The following is a 23,854-nucleotide window of genomic DNA, read 5'->3' on the forward strand; positions in this document are numbered from 1 at the left end:
ATCTCGATTTCAACAGTCATCTCGGCGGTCAACTCGCTAACGCTCTCGCCGGCGCTTTCCGCACTCCTGTTGCGCGGCCATGATGTCCCGAAGGACCGGTTGTCGCGCGGGATGGACCGCGTTCTGGGCGGCTTCTTCCGCCGCTTTAACCGATTCTTCGCACGCAGCTCCGATCGCTACGCACGTGGCGTCAAGGGAGTGGTCGCCCGCAAGACCACCGCATTCGGTGTTTACGTGCTCATGCTCGGATTGACCTGGGCAATGTTTCAGCTCGTCCCCAAGGGCTTCGTAACCGCTCAGGACAAACAGCATCTTGTGGCCTTCACTCGCCTGCCGGCAGGCGCCACGTTGGACCGCACCGAGGACGTCATCCGGCGCATGTCCGCGATTGCGCTGAAGCATCCCGATGTCGAGGCGGCGGTGGCGTTCCCCGGCCTCTCCATCAATGGGCTGACCAACAGCCCGAACTCGGGGGTGCTATTCGTCACGCTAAAACCTTTTAGCGAGCGCAGCCGCGATGACCAGACCAGCTTCGCGATCGGACGAGAACTAACCCGGCGCTATGGCGAGGTCCGCGATGCGCTCATCGGCGTAGTGCCCCCTCCCCCGGTGAGACTCGGTACGATCGGGGGCTTCAAGATGATGATCGAGGACCGAGCCGCGCTCGGTTACGAGGCTCTGTTCAACGCCACGGCGGCGTTCACTGCTGCGGCGCGGACCCGGCCCGAGCTCGCAGGCCTCTTCAGTAACTACCAGGTCAATGTCCCTCAACTCGACGTTAGCCTTGATCGTGTCAAGGCGAAGCAGGTCGGTGTAGCGGTTACCGACGTCTTCGATACTCTGCAGACTTATCTCGGCTCAGCCTACGTGAATGACTTCAACCAATTTGGTCGAACGTATAAGGTAAGGGTCCAAGCTGATGCCAGCTACCGCACTCGCGCCGAGGATATTCAGCAACTCAAGACACGCAGTCTCTCCGGCGAGATGGTGCCGCTATCTTCCCTTGTTCGTGTGCAACAAGGATTCGGTCCGGATAGCGTAGTCCGGTATAACGGCTTCACCGCTGCAGATATGAATGGTGGTGCGGCGCCGGGCTACTCGTCCGGGCAGGCGCGCGACGCCGCCGAACAGGTCGCATTGGAAACATTGCCCAAGGGCATGAAGTTTGAATGGACCGAACTGACCTATCAGGACATTCTGGCCGGCAACACCGGGCTTTGGATATTTCCGCTATGTGTCCTTCTGGTCTTCCTGGTCCTCGCGGCACAATATGAAAGCCTGACGTTGCCCTTGGCGGTCATCCTGATCGTGCCGACGAGCCTCCTGGCCGCGATGACGGGCGTGTGGCTCACGAAAGGCGACAACAACATCTTCACCCAGATTGGCTGCATCGTGTTGGTTGGGCTGTCGGCGAAGAACGCAATCCTGATCGTCGAGTTTGCCTGGGAACTGGAGCGTGAGGGTCGCACCATCGTGGAGGCGGCAATCGAAGCCAGCCGACTGCGGCTGCGCCCGATACTAATGACGTCCTTCGCATTCGTGATGGGCGTTCTGCCACTGGTCACCTCGCACGGCGCAGGCGCAGAGATGCGCCGGGCGATGGGCGTAGCGGTGTTCGCTGGAATGATTGGAGTGACCGTCTTCGGATTGATACTGACGCCTGTCTTCTACGTGATCTTCCGGAAGCTGGCGACGCTCAGCTCCCGAGGTACGCAAGCCCAGCATCTTGCCTCCGGGCAAACCGGACCTGCGGGCACGCCATGATCCTTCTGCCAAGCTCGTCGTCGAAAGCACTCCTTGGCGCCGCCTCCAGCGGGCCTACGCCCATGATCCATAATGAGAAGGCGATGCCAGAGCGGGCTAACGACTCCGTGCCGAATCACACATGCGGAGGCGGGTCTGACAGAAACTTCACGACCTGCCCCAACTCCCACCGTCCGTGGGCCTGCTCGTTACTCTGCCGCTGGTCGGCTACGGCATCGTCCTGTTAATGAACGATCGCCAACCTCGGCTTGGATGAGCGCTCGTCGACCCCCACTGGGACTTTCGGTAGGCAAAGGCCGGACTGGTCGCTCATCGGCGGAGCCCACTTGGCCCATGCCGTCGCTCCGATTTGATCGTTCCCTACGATTGAGGAAATCTCAACCGTGTGTCAAACTCGGGCGCATGGATCCACTTCCCCCTCTCAACGCGCTGCGCGCTTTCGAAGCGGCGGCCAGGCACCTCAGCATCACGGTTGCGGCGGACGAGCTGCACGTCACGCCAGGTGCGGTCAGCCGGCAGATCCGCTCGCTCGAGGAAGGGCTGGGCGTTCAGCTGCTGCATCGCGGACACCGGCAGATTTCGCTCACGCGTGCTGGCGATGATTACTACCGGGCTGTGACCCGCTCAATGGACGGGCTCCGCGAGGCCACACTTCGCCTCACCAGGCGCGCCAAACGCAAGCAACTCAAGGTCCGCGCCTACACCACGTTCGCCATGCGCTGGCTGATTCCTCGGCTCTCCAGTTTCCATGCGGCGAATCCCGGGATCGAGGTCCTGCTCACCGCGTCGCTCGACCCGGTCGACTTTCGCAAGGAGGATATCGACGGGGCGATCCGGCTCGGCGATGGCAAGTGGAGCGGTGTGAACGCTCATCGCCTGGTGTCCAATGTGCTGGTCCCTGTCTGCAGTCCCGGCCTGATGTTGGCGCGCAACAAGGTGAAGAAGCCATCGGACCTGCGGCACCAGACCCTGCTGCATTCGATCGCGCGGCCCGACGACTGGCGCTACTGGCTTGAGGCGGCTGGTGTCGACGCCCAGGTCGATTCGCGCAGCGGGATGACCTACCAGAGCTCCGCCATGGCCTACGCCGCGGCAGCCGAGGGCCAGGGCTTCGCCATTGCACAGCACTTTCTGGTCGCTGCCGATCTGCAATCGGGCGTGCTGGTGGCGCCGTTCCGACAAACGGTCGACATGGGTGACTTCACGTACTACCTGCTCACGCCAGCGGACCGCAAGGAGAGCGCCAGCATGGCGACCTTCCGCAAGTGGATACTAGAACAGTTTCCGGCCTCGGAGCCCACATGACATAGCCTTGGCCAACACACTGCCTACAGACCCAGGAAGCGGGCAAACTCGCCTACCGGCTCGCGCTCGGTAGTCAAGCGATTGGCGGGTTCACCGGGATCGGGATGCCCGAGCGACATCCCGCACACGACCACTTCGCTTTCCGGGATATCCAGCCGCGCGCGGATCAGCCTGTGATAGCGGGCGAATGCCTGTTGCGGACAGGTCGCCAGGCCGTGACCGATTGAAGCCATCATGACGCCATACAGGAACATGCCAAGGTCAAGCCACGCGGCTTGCCCCTGGTCCCGTTCGATGGTGAAGAACAGGCCTACCGGCGCGCCGAAGAAATCGTAGTTGCGTGCATACTGGCGCGCCATGCCTGTAGCATCGCCCTTGCCGATGCCGAGCAGGCCATACAGCGCCTTGCCCACCTTCCTGCGCCGTGCCAGGTACGGATCTCGCCACAGCGGGGGGTAGTAGACATACTCCTCTCGGTGATCATTACCGCCGGCGCGGTGCAAGGCGACGAGTTCAGCGCTAAGCCGGTTGCGCACATCGCCGCCGCAGGCGTACACCCGCCAGGGCTGCGTATTTGACGCGCTGGGGCTTCGTGCCGCATCGGCCAGGATGGCTTCGACGGTCTGCCTGGAAACCGACGTCCCAAGGAAGCCCCGCACGCTCCGCCTCGCGTGAAGGGCAGCAATCACGTCGGGGGAGTTCATGGCGCGACCGGCTGGAGCCGATGACCCGCGGGCGATGGGATCGCATCGCCGCAGTGGATGGCGCCCAGGTCGAGCAGGGCCGCGATGTCGTGACCGGTGTACCCCATGCCGAGCAGCACCTCGCGCGTGTCCTGCCCACAGGACGGCGCAGGCCGCGAGGGCTGCGAGTTTTCTTCCGCGCTATTGATTGGGAAGCCCGGCATAGGTATGGCCCCCAGCATCGCGTGATGGACCTGGCTGATCATGCGATTGGCGGCGACCTGCGGGTGCTGCATCACATCTTCATAGGTCGCAACACGCGCGCACAGGATGTCGGCATCCTTGAGTATCGGCAGCCACTCATCGGTCGAGCGCGTCTTGAAGGCGCCCGTCAATGCCTCGACCATCTGGGGCCGGTTGGCCACGCGCAGCGGAGATGTGGTGAAGCGGGGGTCATCGGCGAGGCGCGGCAGGCCGAGCCTTTCACAAAGCCGTTGCCAGCGATCCGGCGTATAGGCGGCCACCATGATCCAGCCGTCGGCTGTCTCGAAGGCCTGGTTTGGCGCGGAGTAAGGTGCCGCGCTCCCTGCTCGCACAGGCAGTTCCCCGTCCGCGAAGTAGCTGGTGATCGACGATTGCTGCAACGCCAGTGCGGAGTTCAACAGGTTGACGTCGAGATGCCCGCCCTGCCCGTCGCGCGCCCGCTGCGCCAGCTTGGCCAGGACGCCGACGCAAGCCACATGACCCGTCATGACATCGACCACGGGTGCCTGGACCTTGCAAGGTTCGCCACCCGGCACCCCGATCAGGCTCATCAGCCCCGAGTCGGCTTGCACGATGCCGTCGACGCCGGCGCGGTCGGCATAGGGACCGGTTTGGCCGTAGGCGGATATGGAGCAGTAGATTAGCGACGGATGGTCCGCTGCAAGCTGCGCGTAGCCAAGGCCAAGCCGCTCCATCACACCCGGGCGCATGCTTTGCACCACGATATCGGCCTCTGACAGCAGACGCCTGGCGACCGCGACGCCTTCCGGCGCCTTGAGATTTAGTGACAAGCCGAGCTTATTACGGTTGAAGCCGTGAAACAGCGCACTGTCCTCGCCGATCCATGCGGGCCCCAACCCTCGCCCCAGTTCCCCCGTGGGGGATTCCACTTTGAGGACGCGCGCACCCATGTCGGCCAAGAGCATGGTGCACGTCGGCCCCGCGCCAATCTGCGTGAAGTCGACAACAGTCAACCCATCCAAAGCATTGCGCAACATATCTATGCCTCCGAAGTTGGCAGGGATCGTTTGAACGTGCCCTGCGCCGTTGCCACCACCACGCCGGACTCGGTCAAAAGCGTCCCCGAGGAGAAATACACGCTCCGTCCCGCCTTCGTGACCGATGCGATCGCGCGAAGGCGGCCTGCGTTGACTTTGCTGATGTAGCTGATGGCGAGCATCAGGGTCACCGCGTTGCCAGGTCGGCCATCCGCCACGGCCTGGAGGCCGGCGTAGCCGCAGGCCGCATCGAGCAGCGTCGCGGTCACGCCGCCTTGCAGGCTGCCTTGCCGATTCAAATGCCTGGCTTCGACATCGAGTTCGAAAGTGCACCGACCGGCTTCAAGGGCGCCCAGACGGATGCCGAGGTATGCCAGCAGCGGGTTGTCCGCCTCGGCAAGGACAACGGCGGGCGTGCTGTTCATAGCGACACCTTGATGCCGTTATCCTTGATAATCCGTTCCCAGCGTGCCAGCTCCTTGCCGATAAATGCCTTGAGTTCGTCCGGCGTCGACCCCTTGGCTTCGAACCCTTGCTTGGCGAGTTGTTCAACCACGTCCGGGGACTTCAACGCCGCCACCAGGGCAGCATTCAACTTGTCGACGATCGCCCGCGGCGTCTTCGCCGGCGCTAGCAGGCTGTACCACAGGTCTGCTTCATAGCCCGTCAGGCCGGCTTCCACGAATGTCGGCAGATTGGGCATCAGCGCCGAGCGCTTTTTCCCGGCAATTCCCAGCGCCCGCAGCTTTCCGGCCTGGACGTACTGGTTCGCGGACGCAAAGGTGGCGAATGCGATCTGAACCTGTCCGCCCATCAGGTCGGTGATCGAAGGGCCCGTGCCGCGATAGGGCACATGGAGCAATTCGGTCTTGTTCAGCTTGGCAAACACCTCGCCCGCCAGATGTTGTGGCGTTCCGGTACCAGGGCTGCTGTAGCTCAGTTTTCCCGGATTCGCCCGGCTGTATTGGATGAACTCCTTTAGCGTCTTGAAGGGCTGATCATTGTTCGCCACCAGCATGATGGGCACCGATGCAACGAGGCCGACAGGTTCGAAGTCGCGCTCGATCCGGAACGGGACCTTCATGCCCAGGAAGGGATTCATGGTCACCTGGCTCGATGCGATGACAAGCGTGTAGCCGTCCGCGGGCGCGTGGGCGACAAAGTCGGCGCCCAGGTTGCCGCCCGCCCCGGGCTTGTTCTCGACGACGATTGTCTGTCCCAGGCGCTGACTCATTCCTGGCGCGATCAATCGCGCCAAGATGTCGTTGCCGCCGCCTGGCGCAAACGGGACGACCAGTGTGATCGGCTTCTGCGTGGGAAACGGCGGTTGCGCGCCGGCCGGTGCCGCAACGCCAAGGGCCATCGCCGCAAAAGCGCCGGCGAGGCCCGCTCGCGCGGCTCGGAATGTGAGTGCCATGAATGTCTCCATTTGATTCGCGTTTTGATACGTTGCTTTCAGCGGCCTGAGTAGTGCGGCGACCGCTTTTCAGCAAAGGCCTTGCGGCCCTCCAGCCGGTCTTCCGTGTCGCGCAGGACGCCCCAATAGAGTTCAGTCAGTTGCTGGGCATCCGCTTCGCCGAGATGGCTGGTTTGACGCGAGAGCTTCTTGATGGCCTGCACGGCCAGTGGCGCATTGGCTGCCACTTTTGCAGCGATCGACAGCGCGCGGTCGAGCAAGGCACTGCCATCGACCGCTTCCGTGACGAGGCCGATGCGCTGGGCGTCGCTGGCATTAATCCGCTCTCCGGTGAGTACCATCTGCATGGCGTAGGCCGACGGCACCGCCTTGAGCAGGCGATGCAAGCCCGACACTGCGGGAATCGATCCGACCGTCGCCTCTGGCAAGCCGAAGGTGGCGTTGCTGGATGCCAAGCGCAGATCGCACTGCAACGCGATTTCGAGGCCCGCACCCAGGCAATGACCGTTGACCGCTGCGATCAGGGGCTTCCAGATGCAAAGATCCATAAGATCCATCAGCCGGGTGTAGAGGCCCAGATCGGCTGCACGCTCCGGCACATGAAAAAGCGCTTCAGGATAGGTGGCCGGCGAGGTCTGCGTGCCCTTCAGGTCGGCACCGGCGCAAAACGCGCGCGACCCGGCGCCCGTGAGAATCGCCGCACGCAGGTCGTCGCGATCGCGGACTTCGGTGAGGTGGGCGCGCAGCTCGCGCAGGGAGGCGACGTCCAGGGCGTTCAGCGCCTGCGGCCGGTCGATGGTGATGACGGCGACAGGTCCGTCGATGTCAAGATGCACAGTCATGGCATTCCCCCTCACACGCTAGGGGACGACAGGCTGCGTCCCCCGCATACGTACAGCGTCTGGCCGGTGACATACGAGGACAGCGGATCGAGAAAGAACGCCACGGCATTGGCGATGTCTTCCGCTGTGCCGATGCGCTGCACCGGGACGGACTTCTGCAGCCTGGCCTGCACATCGGGCGCGAAGTTGCGGAACAGCGGCGTGTCGACGATACCGGGCGCAACCGTATTGACCGTGACGCCCGTGGCGGCGAACTCGATGGCCAGCGAACGCGTGAGGCTGACCACCCCACCCTTGGCCGCCGAGTAGTTGGCCTGCCCGAAGCCACCGAGCCAGGCCCGCGACGAGATATTCACTACCCGCCCGTAGCCGCGCTCGATCATGCCCGGGAGCGCCGCACGGCAGCACAGGAACTGGGAGCGCAGGTTGGTGTCGATGACCAGGTCCCAATCCTCGTCGCTCATCTTGAGGAAGCGCATGTCCCGCACGGCGCCGGCATTGTTCACCAGGTAGTCGATGCGGCCGGCGCGCGACACGATGTTGCCGAATGCCGCGTTGACGGCGGCCGAGTCGGTCAAGTCGGCCGTGGCCCCGATGGCATTGCAGCCCTCGCTTGCGAGTCCAGCAACGGCCTCGTCGAGTGCGGCGCCATCGCGGTCAAGCAGTGCCACCGTGAGTCCCTGGCGGGCCAGTTGCGTGGCAATGCCAAGCCCGATGCCGCGCGCCGCGCCCGTGACCACGGCAACATGACTGGGATCGAATCTCTGCGCGTTCATATCAAACTCCCAATAGATGAACGGACGAGGCGGCGTGGTCGACCCCTGCAATGCCGCCACCGGTGCATTGGGTCAGGCCGACGTTGGCACCGGCGACCTGCCGCGCCCCTGCCCGCCCTTGCAGATGCCACATGACTTCCACCATCTGGGCCACCCCCGTTGCGCCGAGCGGATGCCCCTTGGCCAGCAGCCCGCCACTCGGGTTGACCGGGACGCGGCCGCCCAGCTGGGTCGCGCCGGATTTCATCAGCGCCACGGCATCGCCTCGCGGTGCCAGGCCCAGGGCCTCGTAGTAGAGCAGTTCGGCAATCGTGAAGGCGTCGTGCAACTCGACCACGTCCACGTCCTGCGGCCCCAGCCCCGCCTGCTCATAGGCCTGCCGGGCGGCACGGGCCGTGATCTCCGCATCGAGGATGTCGTCTCCGGCCTCCTCCCGGATGCCGGACACGACACTCGATGCCAACACCTTCACGGGCCGCGCCTGCGACGGGCGACGCGTGCTGACCACGACAGCCGCCGCGCCATCGACCTGCGACGGACAGCATTGCAGCAGCGTCAGCGGGTCGGCGATCATGCGCGATGCCAGTACCTCCTCCACCGTGGTCGGCGTGCGCTGCTGGGCGAATTCGTTGAGCGAGCCGTTATGGCGGTTCTTCACGGCCACCGCGGCGAGGTCGGCCGGGCTGGCATCGCGTTCGTGCAGGAAGCGTGTGCCACGCATGGCGTACACCGCCGGCAGCACCATGCCGGCCTTGGCGTAAAGCTCCGTCATGTGGTCGTTGCGTTGCATGGGGATGGTGCCGCCGCCAAGCGCCGTCAGCTGCTCGATACCGAAGACCAGCACGGTGTCGTACTGCTGCGCCAGCAAGGCATGCCGCGCCAGGTGCACGCCGGTGGCGCCGCTGGCGCAGGCGTTTTCGACGTTGTAGACCGGGATGCCCTTGAACCCCAGGTCGCGGACGATCAGCTGGCCCAGTATCATGCCGCCAAGCACGTTCGCGCAGTAGACGGCCTGGATGTCGCCAGGGGATAAGCCTGCATCATCCAATGCCTGCATAATGGCTCGTTGCGCCAGTTCCGGAGCGAGTACACCCGGATGACGGCCGAAAGCGGTCATCGCGCCTCCGGTGATGTAGATATCCTGCATATTCTTTACCTCAGTCTGGTCAGGCTGTGACGGCTACGAAGACGTAGCCGAAATCCGCATCCGGCTGCGGCGCATAGAGATCCCCGATCGCGGGCCGCTCCTTGCCCTGCAGCCGCCCGAAGATGCGAACCGGCCCGGGAAAGTCCACGTAGCCCAGCGCGTACGGCGACTGGCCGCTCTTGGGGCTAGGGTGAATCACAGTGAAGCTGTAAACCGCGCCCATCCCTGCCACCGGAACGGTCTGATGGCGCGGGGCCAACGGCGAGGCATCGGATACGGCGGGGAAAACCCATTCATCGGTTTCGCGGTCACGGGAAGCGAGCAGCGCGGGCGGGGTCCCCGGACTCCATAGTGGGTAGGGTTGAGCGGACACGGGAGTCTCCTTTGTCGTGATGGATGGGAACGGCCGTTGAAGAAGCTTGTGCCCGAATGGTGGCCGCCCGACTCGTTTTCTACAAACGAGATTTTCGGCGCTGACACTTGAGAAATTCTCAAGCGAAATGCCAGGTCCTCGAATAAGCGTCCGCGAGCTGGCGATCAAGGGCGACCAGATATTGGGCGCCGGACGGGTGGCTGCCCCAGAATGCCCTCTGGCTGGCGTGAAGGAGAGTGTGCAAATGTTGGGGAGGCTCTCAGGGAGGGCCGCTCGAGCATCTGGGCGCCGCGCCGGCTCCGCGTGGGCTACGCCGATCGGTATCGCAACGGTTGGAGCAAACCAGCGGTTGATCATCGAAGCCAGGTTGGCCGGCGAGGTCAGCCACATTCGCCATGACGTTGACGGAGTTTTGGCCGTGATTGAGTGCCGCGACTGTAGCTTTGCGGACCTAGGCCTGACTCTCGTGGAAGGGCGGTCGCTGTTGGCCAAGGTGCAGGCCGAGCTGGTTTCGAAGCAAGTGGAGGGGTGGCTCTCGGGCCAGACCCATTGTCGGTGCTGCGGCGCGGCATTGAGCCACAAGGACAGTCGCTCGACGGTGGTGCGCACTGTGTACGGCAAGGTGACGGCGAACAGTCCGCGGCTGGCGTGGGGCCTGGCCCGCCAACCTGGAACTGCCAGGACAAGCCGAGGTAGCAAGTACGCAATTCTATTCAGCTCCAGCCAGACGATATTGTCGGAGCGATTCTGTTTCTCGCATCGGATGGCGCGGCGCTTGTTTCGGGACAAGTCTTGGGCGTGAACGGTGGCAAGACCGCATTCTGATGGCGTCAGGAAGTTCCACCATGCATACCCTCGTATCCACGTTCGATCGCTGGACGAGACCGCCTCCGAGATCTTGCTGGCTGTGGCGCGCTCGGAGGCGGACTTTGGCGTCAGTTACCTGGGAACGCAGGAGCCGGATCTGGAGTTCGAGCCCCTGCTCCAGGAGCGCTTCGTCCTGGCGTGCCGACCGGAGCATCCTCTGGCGCAGAGGCGTCAGGTCACCTGGACAGAGTTGGCCGAGTACGAATGCGTGGCGCTCGCGCCGGGCAGCGGCAATCGAATGCTGATCGATCAAGGTTTGTCGGCCGTCGCAGTGCGTCCGGCTTGGACCTGCGAAGTGCGCCATGTACCCGCGCTGGCGAGCCTGATCGAAGCGGGCATCGGCGTAGGCGCCGTGCCTGCCCACGCGGTGCCGTGCGGCCTGGTCAGCGTCCCACTGGTCGAGCCAGAGATTGCCCGTACCATGAGGCGCTTTGAGGGATTGAACTCCGCGGCCGCCGCTGCGGCTGCGCACACCCCGCAGACATGACAGGATGCCTGACTAAATGGTCGGAGGTGGGAAAGCGGTAAGCTTGAGTGGTCAGAGGACAATACCGTGCACGGCCGTCGGCGCGGGGATATCGCACTTCTCGCCAAGCATGTCCATGAGTTCGTGTTCGATCTTCCGGCAGATCTGTGCCATGGGCACATCATTGGCGTTTCCTTCGAACGGGTTCTCCGTGCTTTCGCCCACTTGCTCCAGCGCGAGGTACATCCAGGAGATCATCGTGCTAAATGGAATGACCAGCCAGATCATGTTGCCATGCATGACGCCTGAAACGCTGGCATTGAGCTTTTCGAACTCCGTAAGAATGCCAAAAGGCAGTAGCAGACAAAAAGTACGGACAAAGAGCTTGTTGATGACCGCATATTGCCTGGGATACGGATAGTCCTTGATACGCTCCGCCCGTCCTTGCTGCGCGAAGAAGCCTCTGATCGATCCTACCAACTCCAGATAGAAGGCATTGCCGATCTCGCCAGCGTCAAGGAGCCGCTTGATCGTCGCTGACTGCGTTCCCAGCAACCGGCTTGTCTTGCTCTCGGCGTGCGCAAGCGAGTCGAGTTCGGCCTGTGGAAGATACCGCGCAAGCGCCTCGTCCAATGGAGTCTCCCACTCTGGAACACGGTAGTACTTCCGGTACTCCACGTTGGAAGCCTTGCCCGCGCTTTCCCAGATCCTTGGGGTTCTCAGTTGATAGCGGAGCGCCGTCAGCCACGCGCAATGCCGGAGAACCAGATCCCGCCCGGCCGCCTGCCCTGCCAGAAAGTCCCGGCTCATCACACCCAGGCACCGGCTGCCGTTCAGGATCTCAGTCCAGATCTGCTGTGCCTCCAAGGCCCTGCTGTAGGTCTGCACGTTCCGGAAACCCACGATGAATGACGTGGCGGTGCCCAGCAGCACCACAACCGAAACCGGGACTGACAGCCATTTCAGCCCGAAGAACTGATAAAGGACTACGGGCAGCGAACCGCACGCTAGCGAGGCATAAAGTTGCCGTCTCGACCAGAACGTGAACTCGGATATTGTGTACGATTTTCCCAGGTGCATGGTGCGCATCTCGCGGCGGTGCGGCAGGTCGCAGGTCCGAGGTCCGAGGTCCGAGGTCCGAGGTCCGAACTGCCGGCAGGCCATACGGCCAACCGCCCTCACCACTGACCAGATCGCTGCCCAGGACCTGATTTTGTCATGGTGATATTGCCAAGAAACCGGCGTAGTATCAATTTCCGTCCCACAACCCTTCACGCCACCCTGGAAAACAGCGGCACGGCAAGAGCATGCGGTAGCGCCGCTCTTGCCGGTCGGATGGTGCGCACCGGCATTGCCGGCGCCTGCATGGACGGCGGCTACTTCACCGGCGTCAGGATCGGCGCGCCCTTTTTCTTGAGCAGGAACACGACGAACTTTGCTGGCTGTGTATTGCTGGCGTTGCGTCCGACGGTGTGGATATCGTTGGGACGTTCGTGGAAGGTTTCGCCCGCCTTGAGCGTCACCTCCTTGCCGCCCCTGACGCCCATGACGATGCTGCCCTCGAGCACATAGACGAAGGCGTGTGCGTCATGGCGATGCACGGGATCGACGGCGCCCGGCGGATACTCCACCATGATCATCGTGGCCTCCTTCCCCGGGTATTCGGGCAACGCTTCCGTGAGCAAGGGCGCGACACTTGCCTCCGGCGCGGCGGCGGCCGGCTGTGCGACCGTCAGGCACGGCAATACAAGTGCAAGTGCTGCCGCAGCGGAAGTGACCGTCTTCATGGCATCACTCCAGGTTGGCCTTGTCGAGCCCGAATGCCTTGTCGGACGAACCGGGCACCATGCGGAACGCCACATTCAGGCGGTTCCAGGTATTGATCGCCCCCACCAGGAAAGTGAGGTCCGACAGTTCCTTCTCGCTGTACTGGGTGCGCACGCGCTCATAGATGTCGTCGGGCACGCCGTCGGCGGGAAGCCTGGTCAGCACCTCGGTCCATGCCAGCGCGGCGCGTTCGCGCGGCGAGAACAGCGTCGACTCGCGCCAGATCGCCACGTGATGCAGGCGCAGTTCGCGCTCGCCGTGGATCTTTGCCATCTTGATATGCATGTCGACGCAGAACGCGCAGCCATTGAGCTGCGATGCGCGAATCTCGACGAGCTCGCGAATGGGCTGTTCGATCGTGGTGTTCTGGAACAGCGCGCTGAACTCCATGAGCTTCTTGGACAGTTCCGGGGATTGCTGGAAGTAATTCGTACGTTGGGTCATGTTTGCTCCTGGTGATCTGCTCAATGTGGTACTGACGAAACCGGTGCTGCTTACGTGGGCATGCGCCCTGCGGACTATCGTTGCTGCGATTGACGCATCCATTCCTCTAAGCCGATGCGCCCGAGGCGCGCCTCGCCCAACGGCACCAGCGAATGTTCCTCGACCCGGCCGCCGAAGTATCGGGCCTCGGGGTCGCGCACGACTTCACGCGGGTCGCCAACCGCCTTCAGATAACGGGCGACGATTTCGTTGAACGGGGCGCGTTCCGGGCCGGCGATCTCGACGATGCCATTTCGCGGTGGCGCGAGCGCTACATCGGCAACGATGGCAGCAACGTCGTCCGACGCAATGGGCTGGAACAGACCGGGCGAAACGCTGACGATGTTTCCTTTCGCACTGGAATCGGCGATGCCGCCGAGGAATTCCATGAACTGGGTTGAGCGGATGATGGTGTAGGGGATGCCGGAGCCCTCGATCAGCTTCTCTTGCGCGACCTTGGCGCGGAAATAGCCATTGTCGGGCGTCCGGTCGGTGCCGACGATGGAAAGCGCGACATGGTGCCGGACGCCCGCTGCGGCCTCCGCCGCGTGAAGGTTGCGGCCTGAGGTCTCGAAGAACTCCAGCACTGCCTTGTCTTCAAACGACGGGGAATTGGCGAGGTCGATCACCACCTGGGCGCCGGTCACGGCCTCCTTGAGGCCCTCGCCAGTGATGCTGTTGACACCGCTCTTTGGCGAGGCGGCGACGACCTCGTGGCCGGCCAGGCGCAGAATGGGAACGGTCTTCGAGCCGATCAGGCCGGTCCCGCCAATGATGACAATCTTCATGATGCTTCTCCGTGCTGAGGAAGGTGGAACGATCCACGAAGCCATGTTAGGTAACGCCAAGTCCCCGCGCCAGATCGACGCGAAGCGCACGGTGTTTCCTGTTTTGCATCAATGCCGATGCGGGCCACCTGCCTGCTTGTCCTCAATCGAAAAATGTGAGCTTGCGACAGCCTGCGTTACACCAGCGCGCCGCTGCGCAGCGATTGCATGGCCTGGGCTTCGATGACGGATTGGGGCACTTCCGCAAATGCCAGGCAGGTGGCATGCGTGAACCTGACGTCCTTGAGTCCGATGATGCCCAGCACGGCGGTCAGATACGGCCGAAAGAAATCGGGCTGGACGGGCGGATCGCGGAACATGGCGCCGCCCGATGTCACCGCCACGAACGTCGGGCGATCTCGCAGCAATCCAACTTTTCCTTCGGGCGTGGCGATGAATGTCACGTCGCGTCGAACCACGAGATCGATCCAGTTCTTGAGCACAGCCGGGACCGTGAAGTTGTGCACCGGGGTGGAAATCCAGAGCAGATCGGCCTGTTCCAGCTCCCGAATCAACGCATCCGACCCGGCGAGCGCTGCGCCATGGCGTTCCTTTGCCTCGGCGGCGGGCAGGAGCAGCGACTCCGCGTACTCTGCGGTGATGGCCGGCAGCGGCTCGGTACCAAGGTTGCGCCGCATGACATGAATCCCCCGCCCGAAATGCGCGGACAATGCAGGCAGCAGTTGCCCAGTCAGGTGCCGGCTCGTGGAATAGTCACGGCGCGGGCTGCAATCGAGCAGCAGCAGGTTGAGGGGCTTCATTGCAGTTCCATGCAGAAGTGGAGGCCCTTGGCGAGCAGGCCGGAACGGAAATAGAAGCGCTGGGCCAGCGCATTCGCGAGTGCGGTATCCAAGACAAGTCGCTGGCAGCCTTCTGTGCGTCCAAGCTCGCAAAGCGCTTGCAGCAGACGCTCGCCGTGACCCTGTCCCCGGCGTTCGGCATCGGTGATCAGGTCGTCGACGTACAGAAAGCGCCCGTGGATCAGGTTGTCAAGACGCCGATATCCGGCCAGCGCAACAGCTTTGCCGTCGTCCCAGAGCGCGAGCAGCCGGTACCCTTGTCCGCTTTGCAGCGTGACGGTGTCGAGAAAGTCTTCCGGCATTTGCAGCTGGGGGCGCAGTTGCCGCATGACAGGGAAGCAGGCACGGATCTCGGCCTCCGTTTGCGCATGTCTGAGAGTCAGGTTCTTGGTCATGGTGCCGATGCGTGCTGGTTTGTGCAGGCTTCACTGTAGTTGAGCGATGACACAGTCAACAGGCACATGTTTATCGCTTTCAACTAGGCCATCGACATAGGACGGTATGACCTAAGAGTGGCTTGTCACGCGATCGACCAGGCGGCGAATGATGGGCGTGGCCGACACGACAACCGGCAGCATGGTCTGCGTGGCAGGTCCAGCGTAGTGCCGGACTTCGGCAGAGCCGGATCAACGGGATCTGCATAGGGGCCGTGGTGATTGCACAAGGAAGTACCTCTTATGGTGAGCCAGTCTGCCGGCGCCTTCGTGGGGCCCGGCAGATGCGGCGTCGTTTCAACTACGGATGAATGCCAACAGGTCGGCGTTGAATCTGTCTTTGTGGGTGTCGGTGAGCCCATGCGGCGCACCGGGGTAGACGACCAGCTTCGCGTTCCTGACGAGCTTTGCCGATGCGCGTCCAGCGGCGTCGATCGGCACGATCTGATCGTCGTCGCCGTGGATGATCAGGGTCGGCACATCGATCTTCCTGAGATCCTCGGTGAAATCGGTCTCAGAAAATGCCTTGATCGAGTCGTACGTACTCTTGTGTCCACCCTGCATGCCCTGCGCCCACCATGCGTCGATCAACCCCTGCGACGGCTTTGCACCGGGACGGTTGAAGCCATAGAACGGCCCCGCCGGCACATCCTTGTAGAATTGCGACCGATTGGCAAGTTGTGCGGCACGCAGGCCGTCGAATACTTCGATTGGCAGTCCGCGCGGATTGGCGGCGGTCTTCACCATCAAAGGCGGCACCGCTGAAACCAGCACCACCTTTGAAACGCGTCGCGTCCCATGCCGGCCGATATACCGGGCCACCTCGCCTCCACCTGTGGAGAAGCCCACCAGGATGGCATCCCGCAGGTCAAGGGTTTCGAACACAGTGGCCAGGTCGTCGGCATAGGTGTTCATCTCATTGCCATTCCACGGCTGGCTTGAACGGCCGTGGCCACGACGGTCATGTGCAACGGCACGGTACCCTTCCGAAGCAACGAGGATCATCTGGGATTCCCAACTGTCCGAGCTCAGTGGCCAGCCATGACTGAACACGACTGGGCGACCTGCGCCCCAGTCCTTGAAGTAGAGCTGGGTACCGTCCTTTGCCGTGATGTAGCTGCCTGAAGCCTTGCCGCTTGCCTTTGCGGTGTTCGCCTTTTCTGCCGACGGTGCTGCCGCCGCAGGTCCGGGCAAGCCGGAAGCCACCAGCGCGCTGGCTGCGGCCGCGCTGCCCAACAGCAAGTTGCGTCGCGATAGGCCTTGGTCGAGGCTCGATCTGAAGACATGGTGAGACTCCTTTATTGGCGCGTGCGCGCGTTGCCTTGAATATGTCTGAGCGTCGGGTTCTTGGTCATGGTGCCGATGCGTGCTGGTTTGTGCAGGCTTCAATGTAGTTGAGCGATGACACAGTCAACAGGCACATGCTTATCGTTTTCGACTGGGCCATCGACATGGGGCGGCATGACCGATGGTTGGTAGCGCGTCGACCAGGTGATCTATTTATGCTTTCAGCGCGCGCATCAGTTCGGCAACCAGGCGATCGGCTTCAGCCTGACTGCGCAGATTGGTAAAGCCCATCATCAAGCCACGCCGCCCTGGCGCACCCTGCCGCCAGGCGGTCAGCGAATGGACGGCGAATCCTGCCTCGCGCGCACGACGGGCCATCGCCAGATCGTCAAGATCGTCCCTGACGTCGACCAGAAGGTGCATGCCGCCATCCTGCAGGCAAACGGTGAAGCCGTCCGTTTTGTATGGAGCCAGCGCCTCGGCCAGCATTGCGCGTCGTCGCGCGTAAAGCGTGCGCATGCGTTTGATGTGCCGGGCGAAGTGCCCCTGCGCAATAAACTCCGCCGCCACGGCTTGCAAGAGTTCGGGGCAGCCGCCATGCACCGAGCGCCTGCAGGCCAGATCCATGGTCGGCACCAGACTTTGTGGCACGACCACGTAAGCGAGCCGTAGCCCCGGGTACAGCACCTTGCTAAGCGTGCCGCAATAGATCACCCGGTCGCATGTGTCCAGGCTCTTCAAGGCCGGCAACGGGTGGCCGCGGTAACGAAACTCGCCGTCGTAGTCGTCCTCGATGATCCATGCGCCCCGCTCACCGGCCCAGTCGAGCAGTTCGACGCGACGTTGCAGTGTCAGTGCCACGCCAGTCGGGCTCTGGTGCGATGGCGTCACTACGGCCAGGCGCGCCTCTGGAAAATGCTGACGCCCGAATTCGATGTCGAGGCCATGATCATCCACTGGCACATTCCGGACCTGCAGGTTCAGGCGCCTGAGTGACTGGGCTGTCGGAGGGTAGCTGGGATCCTCAACCCAGGCGCTTTCGCCCGCCAGCCTGAGCGCATCCACAATCAGCGCAAGGCTGGCCGTATATGCCGGCACGACGAACACCTGGTGCGGCTGGGCCTCGATGCCCCGTGAGCGCTGCAGGTAAGCGGCCAACGCTTCTCGCAGCGGGCCAAATCCGGCTGACGCCGGCCTGGTTAGCGCGCCGGCGCTGCGTATTTGCCGCGCCATCAACCTCGTCCATAGTTTTCGCGGGAACTCATCCAGCGCGGGAAGCCCCAGTTGCAACGGCGCGGGGATTCCACCATCCGTTTCGATCGAAAACTCGGTAAGTTCCTGGTCCGGTGGCGTGCGGCTGGATCCAGCCGCTGCGGCCACGCGGTGGGGGCGCGATGGCGCAATTTGCTCGGAAACGAACGTCCCCGCAGGGCCTCTGGCGATCAGGTAACCTTCGCCCAAGAGTCGGTCATAGGCGACCTGAACGGTCCCGCGCGCCACTCCGAGCTCGCCCGCAAACGCACGCAAGGATGGCACCCGCTGCCCGGGTTTCAGTTGCCCTTGCTGAATCGAGGCACGAATCCGAGCGTAGATCTGCTCATGCAGCGGCGCTGCGTTGGATGGATCCTGAGCCGGTGACTTCGTCATAGCCTGGCAAATAAAAAAGATCCCGTACCCGCGGATTGCCAGGTCAGCTCCGGTCGAAAGCCGTCACCTTGGGCATCACCACGGCAAGATAGTCGACCAGTGTACGTACCGCCGGCAGCAGGCCGGCGCGAACCGCGGCTAAAGTGACGCGCATCACACCGCTCGGCTCCGCAAGCCTCTGACGCATGGCTTCCTCGGCAACCTCCGCACTGCGCAGCAGCGCCATGGCGTACTGGTAAAACTCCTTGCCGACCTCGGTCATGGCGAACTGGCGCGAGGTCCGGTTAATGAGCCGAACGCCCAGCGACGCCTCCAGTTCCTTGACCCGATGGCTCAGCGTCGACTTCGGCAGCCGAAGCATCTCGCCGGCCGAGGTGAACCCGCCGCGGTCAAGCACCTGTACGAAGTAATAGACGTCCTTCAGATCCAGCATTGCATGAGGGGCGCGGATCATTGCCGGCGGTGGCAATGGATCGGATGTGGGTGTGATCTTGACCTCCGATCATACCCCAGGGCGCGCATCCGCCGGGATCCGGGCAAACCTTGGCGCGCACCGCTGCGCCGGCCCCGATCGTTCAGTTTTGCCGAACCTTGCGTACACGTTCCGACGGCTTCAGTGATGCCGTGAAGCCCGTGGCAGCCTGAGAAAGAAAATGGGCGGAGATGCAGAGTCTCCGCCCACTCCCCTCCTGCCACAGGCACCGGCATTGACCGGTGCCATCCGGCTCGAGGACTACACCGGCACCGCCTCCCCGCACCGGGCAATGACATGCATATAGCGCGAAGGCGGCATGGAATCGACCGTGGCCCGGACCGCTTCCGTGCACAGGGACGGACGCTTGGCCAGCGCATCAACATATCGCTCGACGTTGGGCAGGTTTTCCCACATCGACGCAAGCCCCAGATAAGCCATCCGGACCAGGTTGACACCCCACAGCACATCGCCGAGCGAGAATGATTCCCCCCTGAGGTATGGTGACGACGAACCAAGCGCATGGTCGAGGTCCGTCAAGAGGCCCGCGACGTGCCGACGTGCGGCGCGCTGAAATGCCGCATCGCGGCAGACCGACTTGCCGCCCCGCTCCTTCGCGATCTTCGCGCGATAGGCCGCAACGAGCTCCGCATCGTCGGCATTGGCGTCAATCATGGCTTCGAGCGCCTTGATCTTGTAGTCGTAGACCGTTTCCATGGCCGTCTTGAGCGCTTCAGGCCGCAGGTCGGCATCGGGATGAAAGCCGTAGAGCAAGGTGCCGTTCGGGATCTGATCGACGATGTTCACCTGGTGCATCACCTGGGCACGCACATCGGCATCCTCCGGCACGAGATGAACGGGATCGCGCGACACCGCATCGAGATAGCAGCAGATCCGTCTGGAATCGGCAATGACACGGCCAGCCTCGTAGTCCACAAGCAACGGGACCGCGCAGGGATCAAAGCCTTCGGTCTGCACCGAAGTGCGCCCGCTATACCCGCTGACAAGGTCCCGCCCCACTTCCCGGCCGGCAAGCAACCGCAGTCGGACGTAGGGCGGATGGTAGTGCTCGGCTGGAACCACGCCATCCGGACCCATCGAGCCAAGGATCATCAAATTGTTCGAACGGTACGGCAACTGCTTCTCGAACAGTACCGTGCGCACTTTCTGCGAGCAGAGCGAACTGGCCGCGTGGAACAGTTCGAAGCGCGGGTTGGCGTCACTACCCACGAGAGAGATTCGCGCGGGGTCCGCGATGGCGGCACGGGCACCGGCCGCCATATTCGTCAATTTTTCATGGCTCATTGCTGGTCTCCTGGCACTCAGGTTTGGCGGTATCGTTCATCGTTGTCTCCTGGTTTTGGGGTTGACGTCTAGCAACTCTTGTGGGCGGTGCCCGTTCGCAGCATCAGCTCCATCTGCTGTGCGATTTGCAGCAGCGCACCGTCGTCGCCGGGCTTCGCGACGATCTGCAATGCAGCGGGAAGGCTGCGTTCGCCGGTCGCCAGGGGAATCGAAATGGCAGGAAATCCCGCGACATTGAACGGTGCCGTATAGGTCATCAGCGCCTCTCGGACCGTGCCGGTCCAAGGGCCAATGCTCACGGTGCCGGCATCGAGATGCGGTGCGGTGCACGGGCATGTCGGCAGCACGAGATAGTCAACCGTCGACATCACCTCGTGCAGCCTTGTCGTGAAACTTCGCCTGGTCTGCTGGGCCGCCGCATAGGCGCGCAGGTCCATGGTTTCGGCGCGTTTCAGCCGGTCGACGGTTTCCGGGTTGTAGTGCATCGAGATACGGTCCCAGTCGTTGCGGCGGAAATGCTCGATGCCGCCTTCGATCAGGACGATGCTCGCGAAGGCACCGAATACCGCATCGAACAGGCCGGACGTGCTGACGTTCACACAGGAAAAGACTTGTGCCAGCCGCTTCATCGCGCCATCAAATGCCACCGCAATTTCCGGACTGAGTGGAACCGGTGCAATGTCACGAATGACGCCCAGCCGTGCGGACAGCCACGCATCGCTCTCGGGAACCTTGATGTCAATGGCATCGGCGAGCAACAGCACGTCGTCCACCTGCTCGCCGAGCAGGCCAACGTGGTCGCAAGTGGGCGCCAGGGGGAACACGCCGCGCGTGGATAACGTGCCGAGCGTGGGCTTGTATCCGACGACGCCGCACAGCGCGGCGGGAATCCGGACCGAGCCGCCGGTATCCGTGCCCACGCCCGCCATGATGGCACCGTGCGCAATCGCCGCCGCGGCGCCACCACTGGAACCCCCGGGTATGCGTGTATGGTCCAGCGGATTCAGGGTATCGCCAAACCTGGCGCTGGCGGTTGTCACGCCCCACGCGAATTCGTGGGTCGTGGTCTTGCCGATGATGATCGCGCCGCGCTCCACCAGAGTTTTCACGATGTCCGCATCGGCGGCTGGCACATGACCGAGATAGGCTGCGGAGCCGTAGCGGGTCTCCATGCCCTTGGTGTCGATCAGATCCTTGACCGCAATGGGCAGTCCTTCCAGTGGCCGCGGCCGGCGTTCGCCATAGCGGCGATCGCTTTCCGCGGCCGCCTTCAGGGCACGGTCCCAATCGATCGCCGAGAATGCATTGAGCAGCCGCTTGCTGGCTTCCGCGCGTTCGAGTGCCTGCTCCGTCAATGCCGCCGCGGTGGTTTGCCGCGTGGCAAGGGCATCCAGCGCGTTGCGCAAGCCCATGGAATGCGGGGCCGTCGTTCGGGATGGGTGTCGGATGCCGTGCTGGTCGAGCGACGCGACAGCCGTCGGAAGTATGTCGTGGCCAGAGAAGATCGCGTCTTGTGGCTGGCAGTTCAATTGGTTCATGTATTCCACTCCAGGATGACGTTGCGGTTGGCTTATCCCTGGTTGGAAACGATAGTTGAACGGCTCGGCCTTGGAAGCTGGCTGGCGCCGAACACAGCGTCCATGAATATGGAACGCCCGGCGGGACACACGGGGCGTGGCCCGCGTGGCATTGGAGGCAGAGGAGGTAGTGCCGGGTCAGCGGCCGTCGAACGCGGTGACCTTGGGCAGCTCTACGGCGAGGAAATCGACCAGAGACCGCACCGCGGGAAGCAGTCCGGTCCGATAGGGCATGAGGGCGGAGATGCGCGCATCCGCGGCGATCCAGCCCGGCAGGACTTGCCGCAGCACGCCAGCCTGCAGCTCGGACCGGCAGATATACCCGGGCAGGGCTGCCACGCCAACGTTGGCGCAGGCTGCCTCCTTCAGGGACATCATGCTGTTGCTCTGGAATCTTGGCTCGATCGGGATGGTGACGAGCCTGTCGTCGGGGCCGCGCAGTTGCCACTGCAGCGGCCCTTTGCGCACCATCGAGACGATGGCATGGGATGCAAGTTGCTCCGGCGCCTCCAGGAGTGGCCTCCGTTCGAGGTAGTCGGCACCCGCAAACAGGTACCATGGCGCCCTGACAATGGGCCGTTGGACCAGGTTGGAATCCTGCAGTGCCGAGGTATGTCCGCGCAGCGCCAGGTCGAAGCCCTCGCCGACAACGTCGACGAGCCTGTCCGTGGCGATTTCCACGATGCTGACCTTGGGATGGCTGCTAAGGAACGTCGGCAGGACCTGGCGCAGCGCAAACTGCGCAAGCTCGACCGCTACCGTCACGCGGATGATCCCGCTGGGTTCCGCGAGCCTCTGGCGCATCGCCTGTTCCGCGACGTCGGCGCTCTGCAGCAAGGCGACAGCGTACTGGTAGAACTCAGCGCCTACGTCGGTCAAGGCAAACTGGCGCGAGGTCCGGTTGATCAGGCGAACGCCCAGCGAAGCCTCCAGCTCCTTGACCCTGTGACTTAACGTGGACTTGGGCAGCCCCAGGCTGTTGCCAGCAGACGTAAAGCCACCGCGGTCGACCACTTGCACGAAGTGAAAAACGTCTTTCAGGTCCAGCATCTGGCTGCCTTGGTAGCGGTTGGGTTTGGGCCAATGGTGTCTGCTTCCATCGCATGGTACTGCAAAGGGTGCGCGCATTGCCACGGTCAGACGCCCCCAATGACCGCCATTGCCGTGGCCGGAGGCCGCTCGCGCCATGACCGTCAATGCGCCCGAACCCCACCGATCGCGGCAAACCTGGCAGCAAACGACACCACGTCGCCGTAGACTTTGAGCGCACGCATGCGCAGCTTGCCGGGTTCGGCAAGCCGCGTATTCGCTTCGAACGTCGCCTCATTCCGATCAAAGAGGGAAGCACAGTTCAACCCAGAACTTGTTGCCTTGCGGCCGATTCTGCACGGCGAACTCGCGCTGATACTTGAACACAATGCCAGCCGCCGGCGACCACATGTATCGTAGTTGCGGCCCGACAGCGACAGCTCTTCCGCGAAACCCATCCCCTGGTATGGGCGTGCCGTTGACTTTGTCATCAGTGAACTGCTTCAGGAGGTATCCCTGAAGCCCGAGCTGGAACTTGCTGTTAAGCGAATAGCCAACAAGATACTCAAGTGCTGCGACCGCGCCAGAGTGATATCGAGTCGCCGAGTTCGGTGAACTGATCTCTACGAGCGTGGTGGTGGAGACTTCAACTGCGGGCGTGGGGAACCATGTGGTACTGATGTGCGGTATTAGCGCATATACATTCCGACCAGTGTTCGCCACTCGGTTGGCGGAGTAGGACCCGCTCGGCACTGCGACATTGGTGGCGAGGAAGGCGAAGAATGTTCGCGATGGATTTGAATAATCAATGAGCCACGGCTCAAGAATGATGTCTCCAATTCCATAGCGCTTGCCGCTGCCGCCTGGCGTTTCCAGCCCAAGATGAACGAGCGGGACGATTGCACCACTGGACACAGTAAAGGGGCCGAATGTAGTGCCCCATGTGTGAACGACACGCGGGGCGTCAGCAAACGTGTTCAAGTGGAAGCCGGGAACGAGACTTCCTCCATGCGGGCCAGCGAATTTTCCGGCATTGTAGTAAAGCGTGTAGTTATAGAACTGGGTTTCACCAGGCGGTGGCAAGATTCCATTCAATACGGTATTGACGCCAACAGGGTAACTGGTCTGGCCATTCTCGGTTGCCTCGACCTTCGAGGCGAGCAAGCATGCGAGCGCAACAACCGTCAAGAATCTCGCGGGCACTTTAATCATGTCTCCTCCGTCTCTTTATTGTCTTTTTCGGCTGAGGGCTCCGGGAATCCGC

Annotated in this window: 25 protein-coding genes; 4 read left to right on the forward strand and 21 right to left on the reverse strand. The window is 62.8% G+C overall.

The window, feature by feature from the left end; genetic code table 11:
* On the forward strand, positions 1-1,764 hold a 1,764-nt coding region (locus tag ACYP5B_RS53260; RefSeq protein ID WP_459575579.1), incomplete at its 5' end, for an efflux RND transporter permease subunit.
* A gap of 402 nt (positions 1,765-2,166) precedes the next feature.
* Complete coding sequence (gcvA, locus tag ACYP5B_RS53265; protein WP_459575617.1) at positions 2,167-3,069, forward strand: transcriptional regulator GcvA; 903 nt, start codon at positions 2,167-2,169, stop codon at positions 3,067-3,069.
* A 23-nt stretch (positions 3,070-3,092) separates the two neighbouring features.
* On the opposite strand, the gene ACYP5B_RS53270 is transcribed toward gcvA, so the two are convergent.
* From ACYP5B_RS53270 to ACYP5B_RS53305, 8 genes are read right to left on the reverse strand one after another with little or no spacing between them, the layout of a single operon-like run.
* Positions 3,093-3,773, reverse strand: coding sequence for a nitroreductase (locus ACYP5B_RS53270; RefSeq protein WP_459575581.1), 681 nt, complete (start codon positions 3,771-3,773; stop codon positions 3,093-3,095).
* The gene (locus ACYP5B_RS53275; RefSeq protein ID WP_459575582.1) at positions 3,770-5,014 is read right to left on the reverse strand and encodes a CaiB/BaiF CoA transferase family protein; all 1,245 of its coding nucleotides are present in this window, start codon (positions 5,012-5,014) and stop codon (positions 3,770-3,772) included. The genes ACYP5B_RS53270 and ACYP5B_RS53275 overlap by 4 nt, the downstream gene beginning before the upstream one ends.
* A 2-nt stretch (positions 5,015-5,016) precedes the next feature.
* The gene (locus ACYP5B_RS53280; RefSeq protein ID WP_318236517.1) at positions 5,017-5,439 is read right to left on the reverse strand and encodes a PaaI family thioesterase; all 423 of its coding nucleotides are present in this window, start codon (positions 5,437-5,439) and stop codon (positions 5,017-5,019) included.
* Positions 5,436-6,443, reverse strand: coding sequence for a tripartite tricarboxylate transporter substrate binding protein (locus ACYP5B_RS53285; RefSeq protein ID WP_459575585.1), 1,008 nt, complete (start codon positions 6,441-6,443; stop codon positions 5,436-5,438). Before ACYP5B_RS53285 ends, ACYP5B_RS53280 begins: the two co-directional genes overlap by 4 nt.
* A gap of 26 nt (positions 6,444-6,469) precedes the next feature.
* Positions 6,470-7,273, reverse strand: a complete 804-nt coding sequence (locus tag ACYP5B_RS53290) for an enoyl-CoA hydratase/isomerase family protein (protein ID WP_400094360.1) — start codon at positions 7,271-7,273, stop codon at positions 6,470-6,472.
* An 11-nt stretch (positions 7,274-7,284) separates the two neighbouring features.
* Positions 7,285-8,049 (reverse strand): SDR family NAD(P)-dependent oxidoreductase, encoded by a 765-nt coding sequence (locus ACYP5B_RS53295; protein ID WP_400094358.1) that lies wholly within the window; start codon positions 8,047-8,049, stop codon positions 7,285-7,287.
* A 1-nt stretch (position 8,050) separates the two neighbouring features.
* Positions 8,051-9,196 (reverse strand): thiolase family protein, encoded by a 1,146-nt coding sequence (locus ACYP5B_RS53300; protein ID WP_318236521.1) that lies wholly within the window; start codon positions 9,194-9,196, stop codon positions 8,051-8,053.
* A gap of 19 nt (positions 9,197-9,215) precedes the next feature.
* Entirely contained in the window at positions 9,216-9,569 is a 354-nt protein-coding gene (locus ACYP5B_RS53305) for a Zn-ribbon domain-containing OB-fold protein (protein WP_459575588.1), read from the reverse strand.
* Between the two features lie 747 nt (positions 9,570-10,316).
* Here ACYP5B_RS53305 and ACYP5B_RS53310 point away from each other — a divergent pair.
* Positions 10,317-10,394, forward strand: coding sequence for a hypothetical protein (locus ACYP5B_RS53310; protein WP_459575619.1), 78 nt, complete (start codon positions 10,317-10,319; stop codon positions 10,392-10,394).
* A complete protein-coding gene (locus ACYP5B_RS53315; RefSeq protein ID WP_459575589.1) occupies positions 10,375-10,923 on the forward strand; it encodes a LysR substrate-binding domain-containing protein in 549 nt (182 codons plus the stop codon). The genes ACYP5B_RS53310 and ACYP5B_RS53315 overlap by 20 nt, the downstream gene beginning before the upstream one ends.
* Positions 10,924-10,974: 51 nt before the next feature.
* Here the strand turns inward: ACYP5B_RS53315 and ACYP5B_RS53320 are convergent, their stop codons facing one another.
* From ACYP5B_RS53320 to ACYP5B_RS53380, 13 genes are all read right to left on the reverse strand, one after another.
* Positions 10,975-11,982, reverse strand: a complete 1,008-nt coding sequence (locus ACYP5B_RS53320; RefSeq protein WP_459575591.1) for a bestrophin family protein — start codon at positions 11,980-11,982, stop codon at positions 10,975-10,977.
* 296 nt (positions 11,983-12,278) lie between these two features.
* Positions 12,279-12,689: a cupin domain-containing protein gene (locus ACYP5B_RS53325; RefSeq protein WP_459575593.1), complete on the reverse strand. Its 411-nt coding sequence runs from the start codon at positions 12,687-12,689 to the stop codon at positions 12,279-12,281.
* Between the two features lie 4 nt (positions 12,690-12,693).
* Complete coding sequence (locus ACYP5B_RS53330; protein WP_459575594.1) at positions 12,694-13,173, reverse strand: carboxymuconolactone decarboxylase family protein; 480 nt, start codon at positions 13,171-13,173, stop codon at positions 12,694-12,696.
* Between the two features lie 74 nt (positions 13,174-13,247).
* The gene (locus ACYP5B_RS53335) at positions 13,248-14,000 is read right to left on the reverse strand and encodes an SDR family oxidoreductase (protein WP_459575596.1); all 753 of its coding nucleotides are present in this window, start codon (positions 13,998-14,000) and stop codon (positions 13,248-13,250) included.
* 176 nt (positions 14,001-14,176) lie between these two features.
* Positions 14,177-14,800 (reverse strand): FMN-dependent NADH-azoreductase, encoded by a 624-nt coding sequence (locus ACYP5B_RS53340; RefSeq protein ID WP_400094352.1) that lies wholly within the window; start codon positions 14,798-14,800, stop codon positions 14,177-14,179.
* Complete coding sequence (locus tag ACYP5B_RS53345) at positions 14,797-15,234, reverse strand: GNAT family N-acetyltransferase (protein ID WP_459575597.1); 438 nt, start codon at positions 15,232-15,234, stop codon at positions 14,797-14,799. Before ACYP5B_RS53345 ends, ACYP5B_RS53340 begins: the two co-directional genes overlap by 4 nt.
* Positions 15,235-15,570: 336 nt before the next feature.
* Positions 15,571-16,515 (reverse strand): alpha/beta fold hydrolase, encoded by a 945-nt coding sequence (locus ACYP5B_RS53350; protein WP_459575599.1) that lies wholly within the window; start codon positions 16,513-16,515, stop codon positions 15,571-15,573.
* A gap of 258 nt (positions 16,516-16,773) precedes the next feature.
* Positions 16,774-18,207 (reverse strand): MocR-like pyridoxine biosynthesis transcription factor PdxR, encoded by a 1,434-nt coding sequence (gene pdxR / locus ACYP5B_RS53355; protein WP_459575600.1) that lies wholly within the window; start codon positions 18,205-18,207, stop codon positions 16,774-16,776.
* A 43-nt stretch (positions 18,208-18,250) separates the two neighbouring features.
* Complete coding sequence (locus ACYP5B_RS53360; RefSeq protein WP_459575601.1) at positions 18,251-18,640, reverse strand: LysR family transcriptional regulator; 390 nt, start codon at positions 18,638-18,640, stop codon at positions 18,251-18,253.
* 300 nt (positions 18,641-18,940) lie between these two features.
* The gene (locus ACYP5B_RS53365) at positions 18,941-19,984 is read right to left on the reverse strand and encodes a glutathione S-transferase family protein (RefSeq protein WP_459575603.1); all 1,044 of its coding nucleotides are present in this window, start codon (positions 19,982-19,984) and stop codon (positions 18,941-18,943) included.
* Between the two features lie 68 nt (positions 19,985-20,052).
* Entirely contained in the window at positions 20,053-21,651 is a 1,599-nt protein-coding gene (locus tag ACYP5B_RS53370) for an amidase (RefSeq protein WP_459575604.1), read from the reverse strand.
* 48 nt (positions 21,652-21,699) lie between these two features.
* On the reverse strand, positions 21,700-22,611 hold the full coding sequence (locus tag ACYP5B_RS53375; protein ID WP_400094342.1) for a LysR substrate-binding domain-containing protein: 912 nt from the start codon (positions 22,609-22,611) through the stop codon (positions 21,700-21,702).
* Positions 22,612-22,893: 282 nt separating this feature from the next.
* Positions 22,894-23,802 carry a SphA family protein gene (locus ACYP5B_RS53380; RefSeq protein WP_459575607.1) on the reverse strand — a complete coding sequence of 303 codons (909 nt, stop codon included), beginning with the start codon at positions 23,800-23,802 and terminating at the stop codon, positions 22,894-22,896.
* Positions 23,803-23,854 lie beyond the last annotated feature (52 nt).

It is taken from the genome of Cupriavidus sp. 8B (assembly GCF_054589115.1).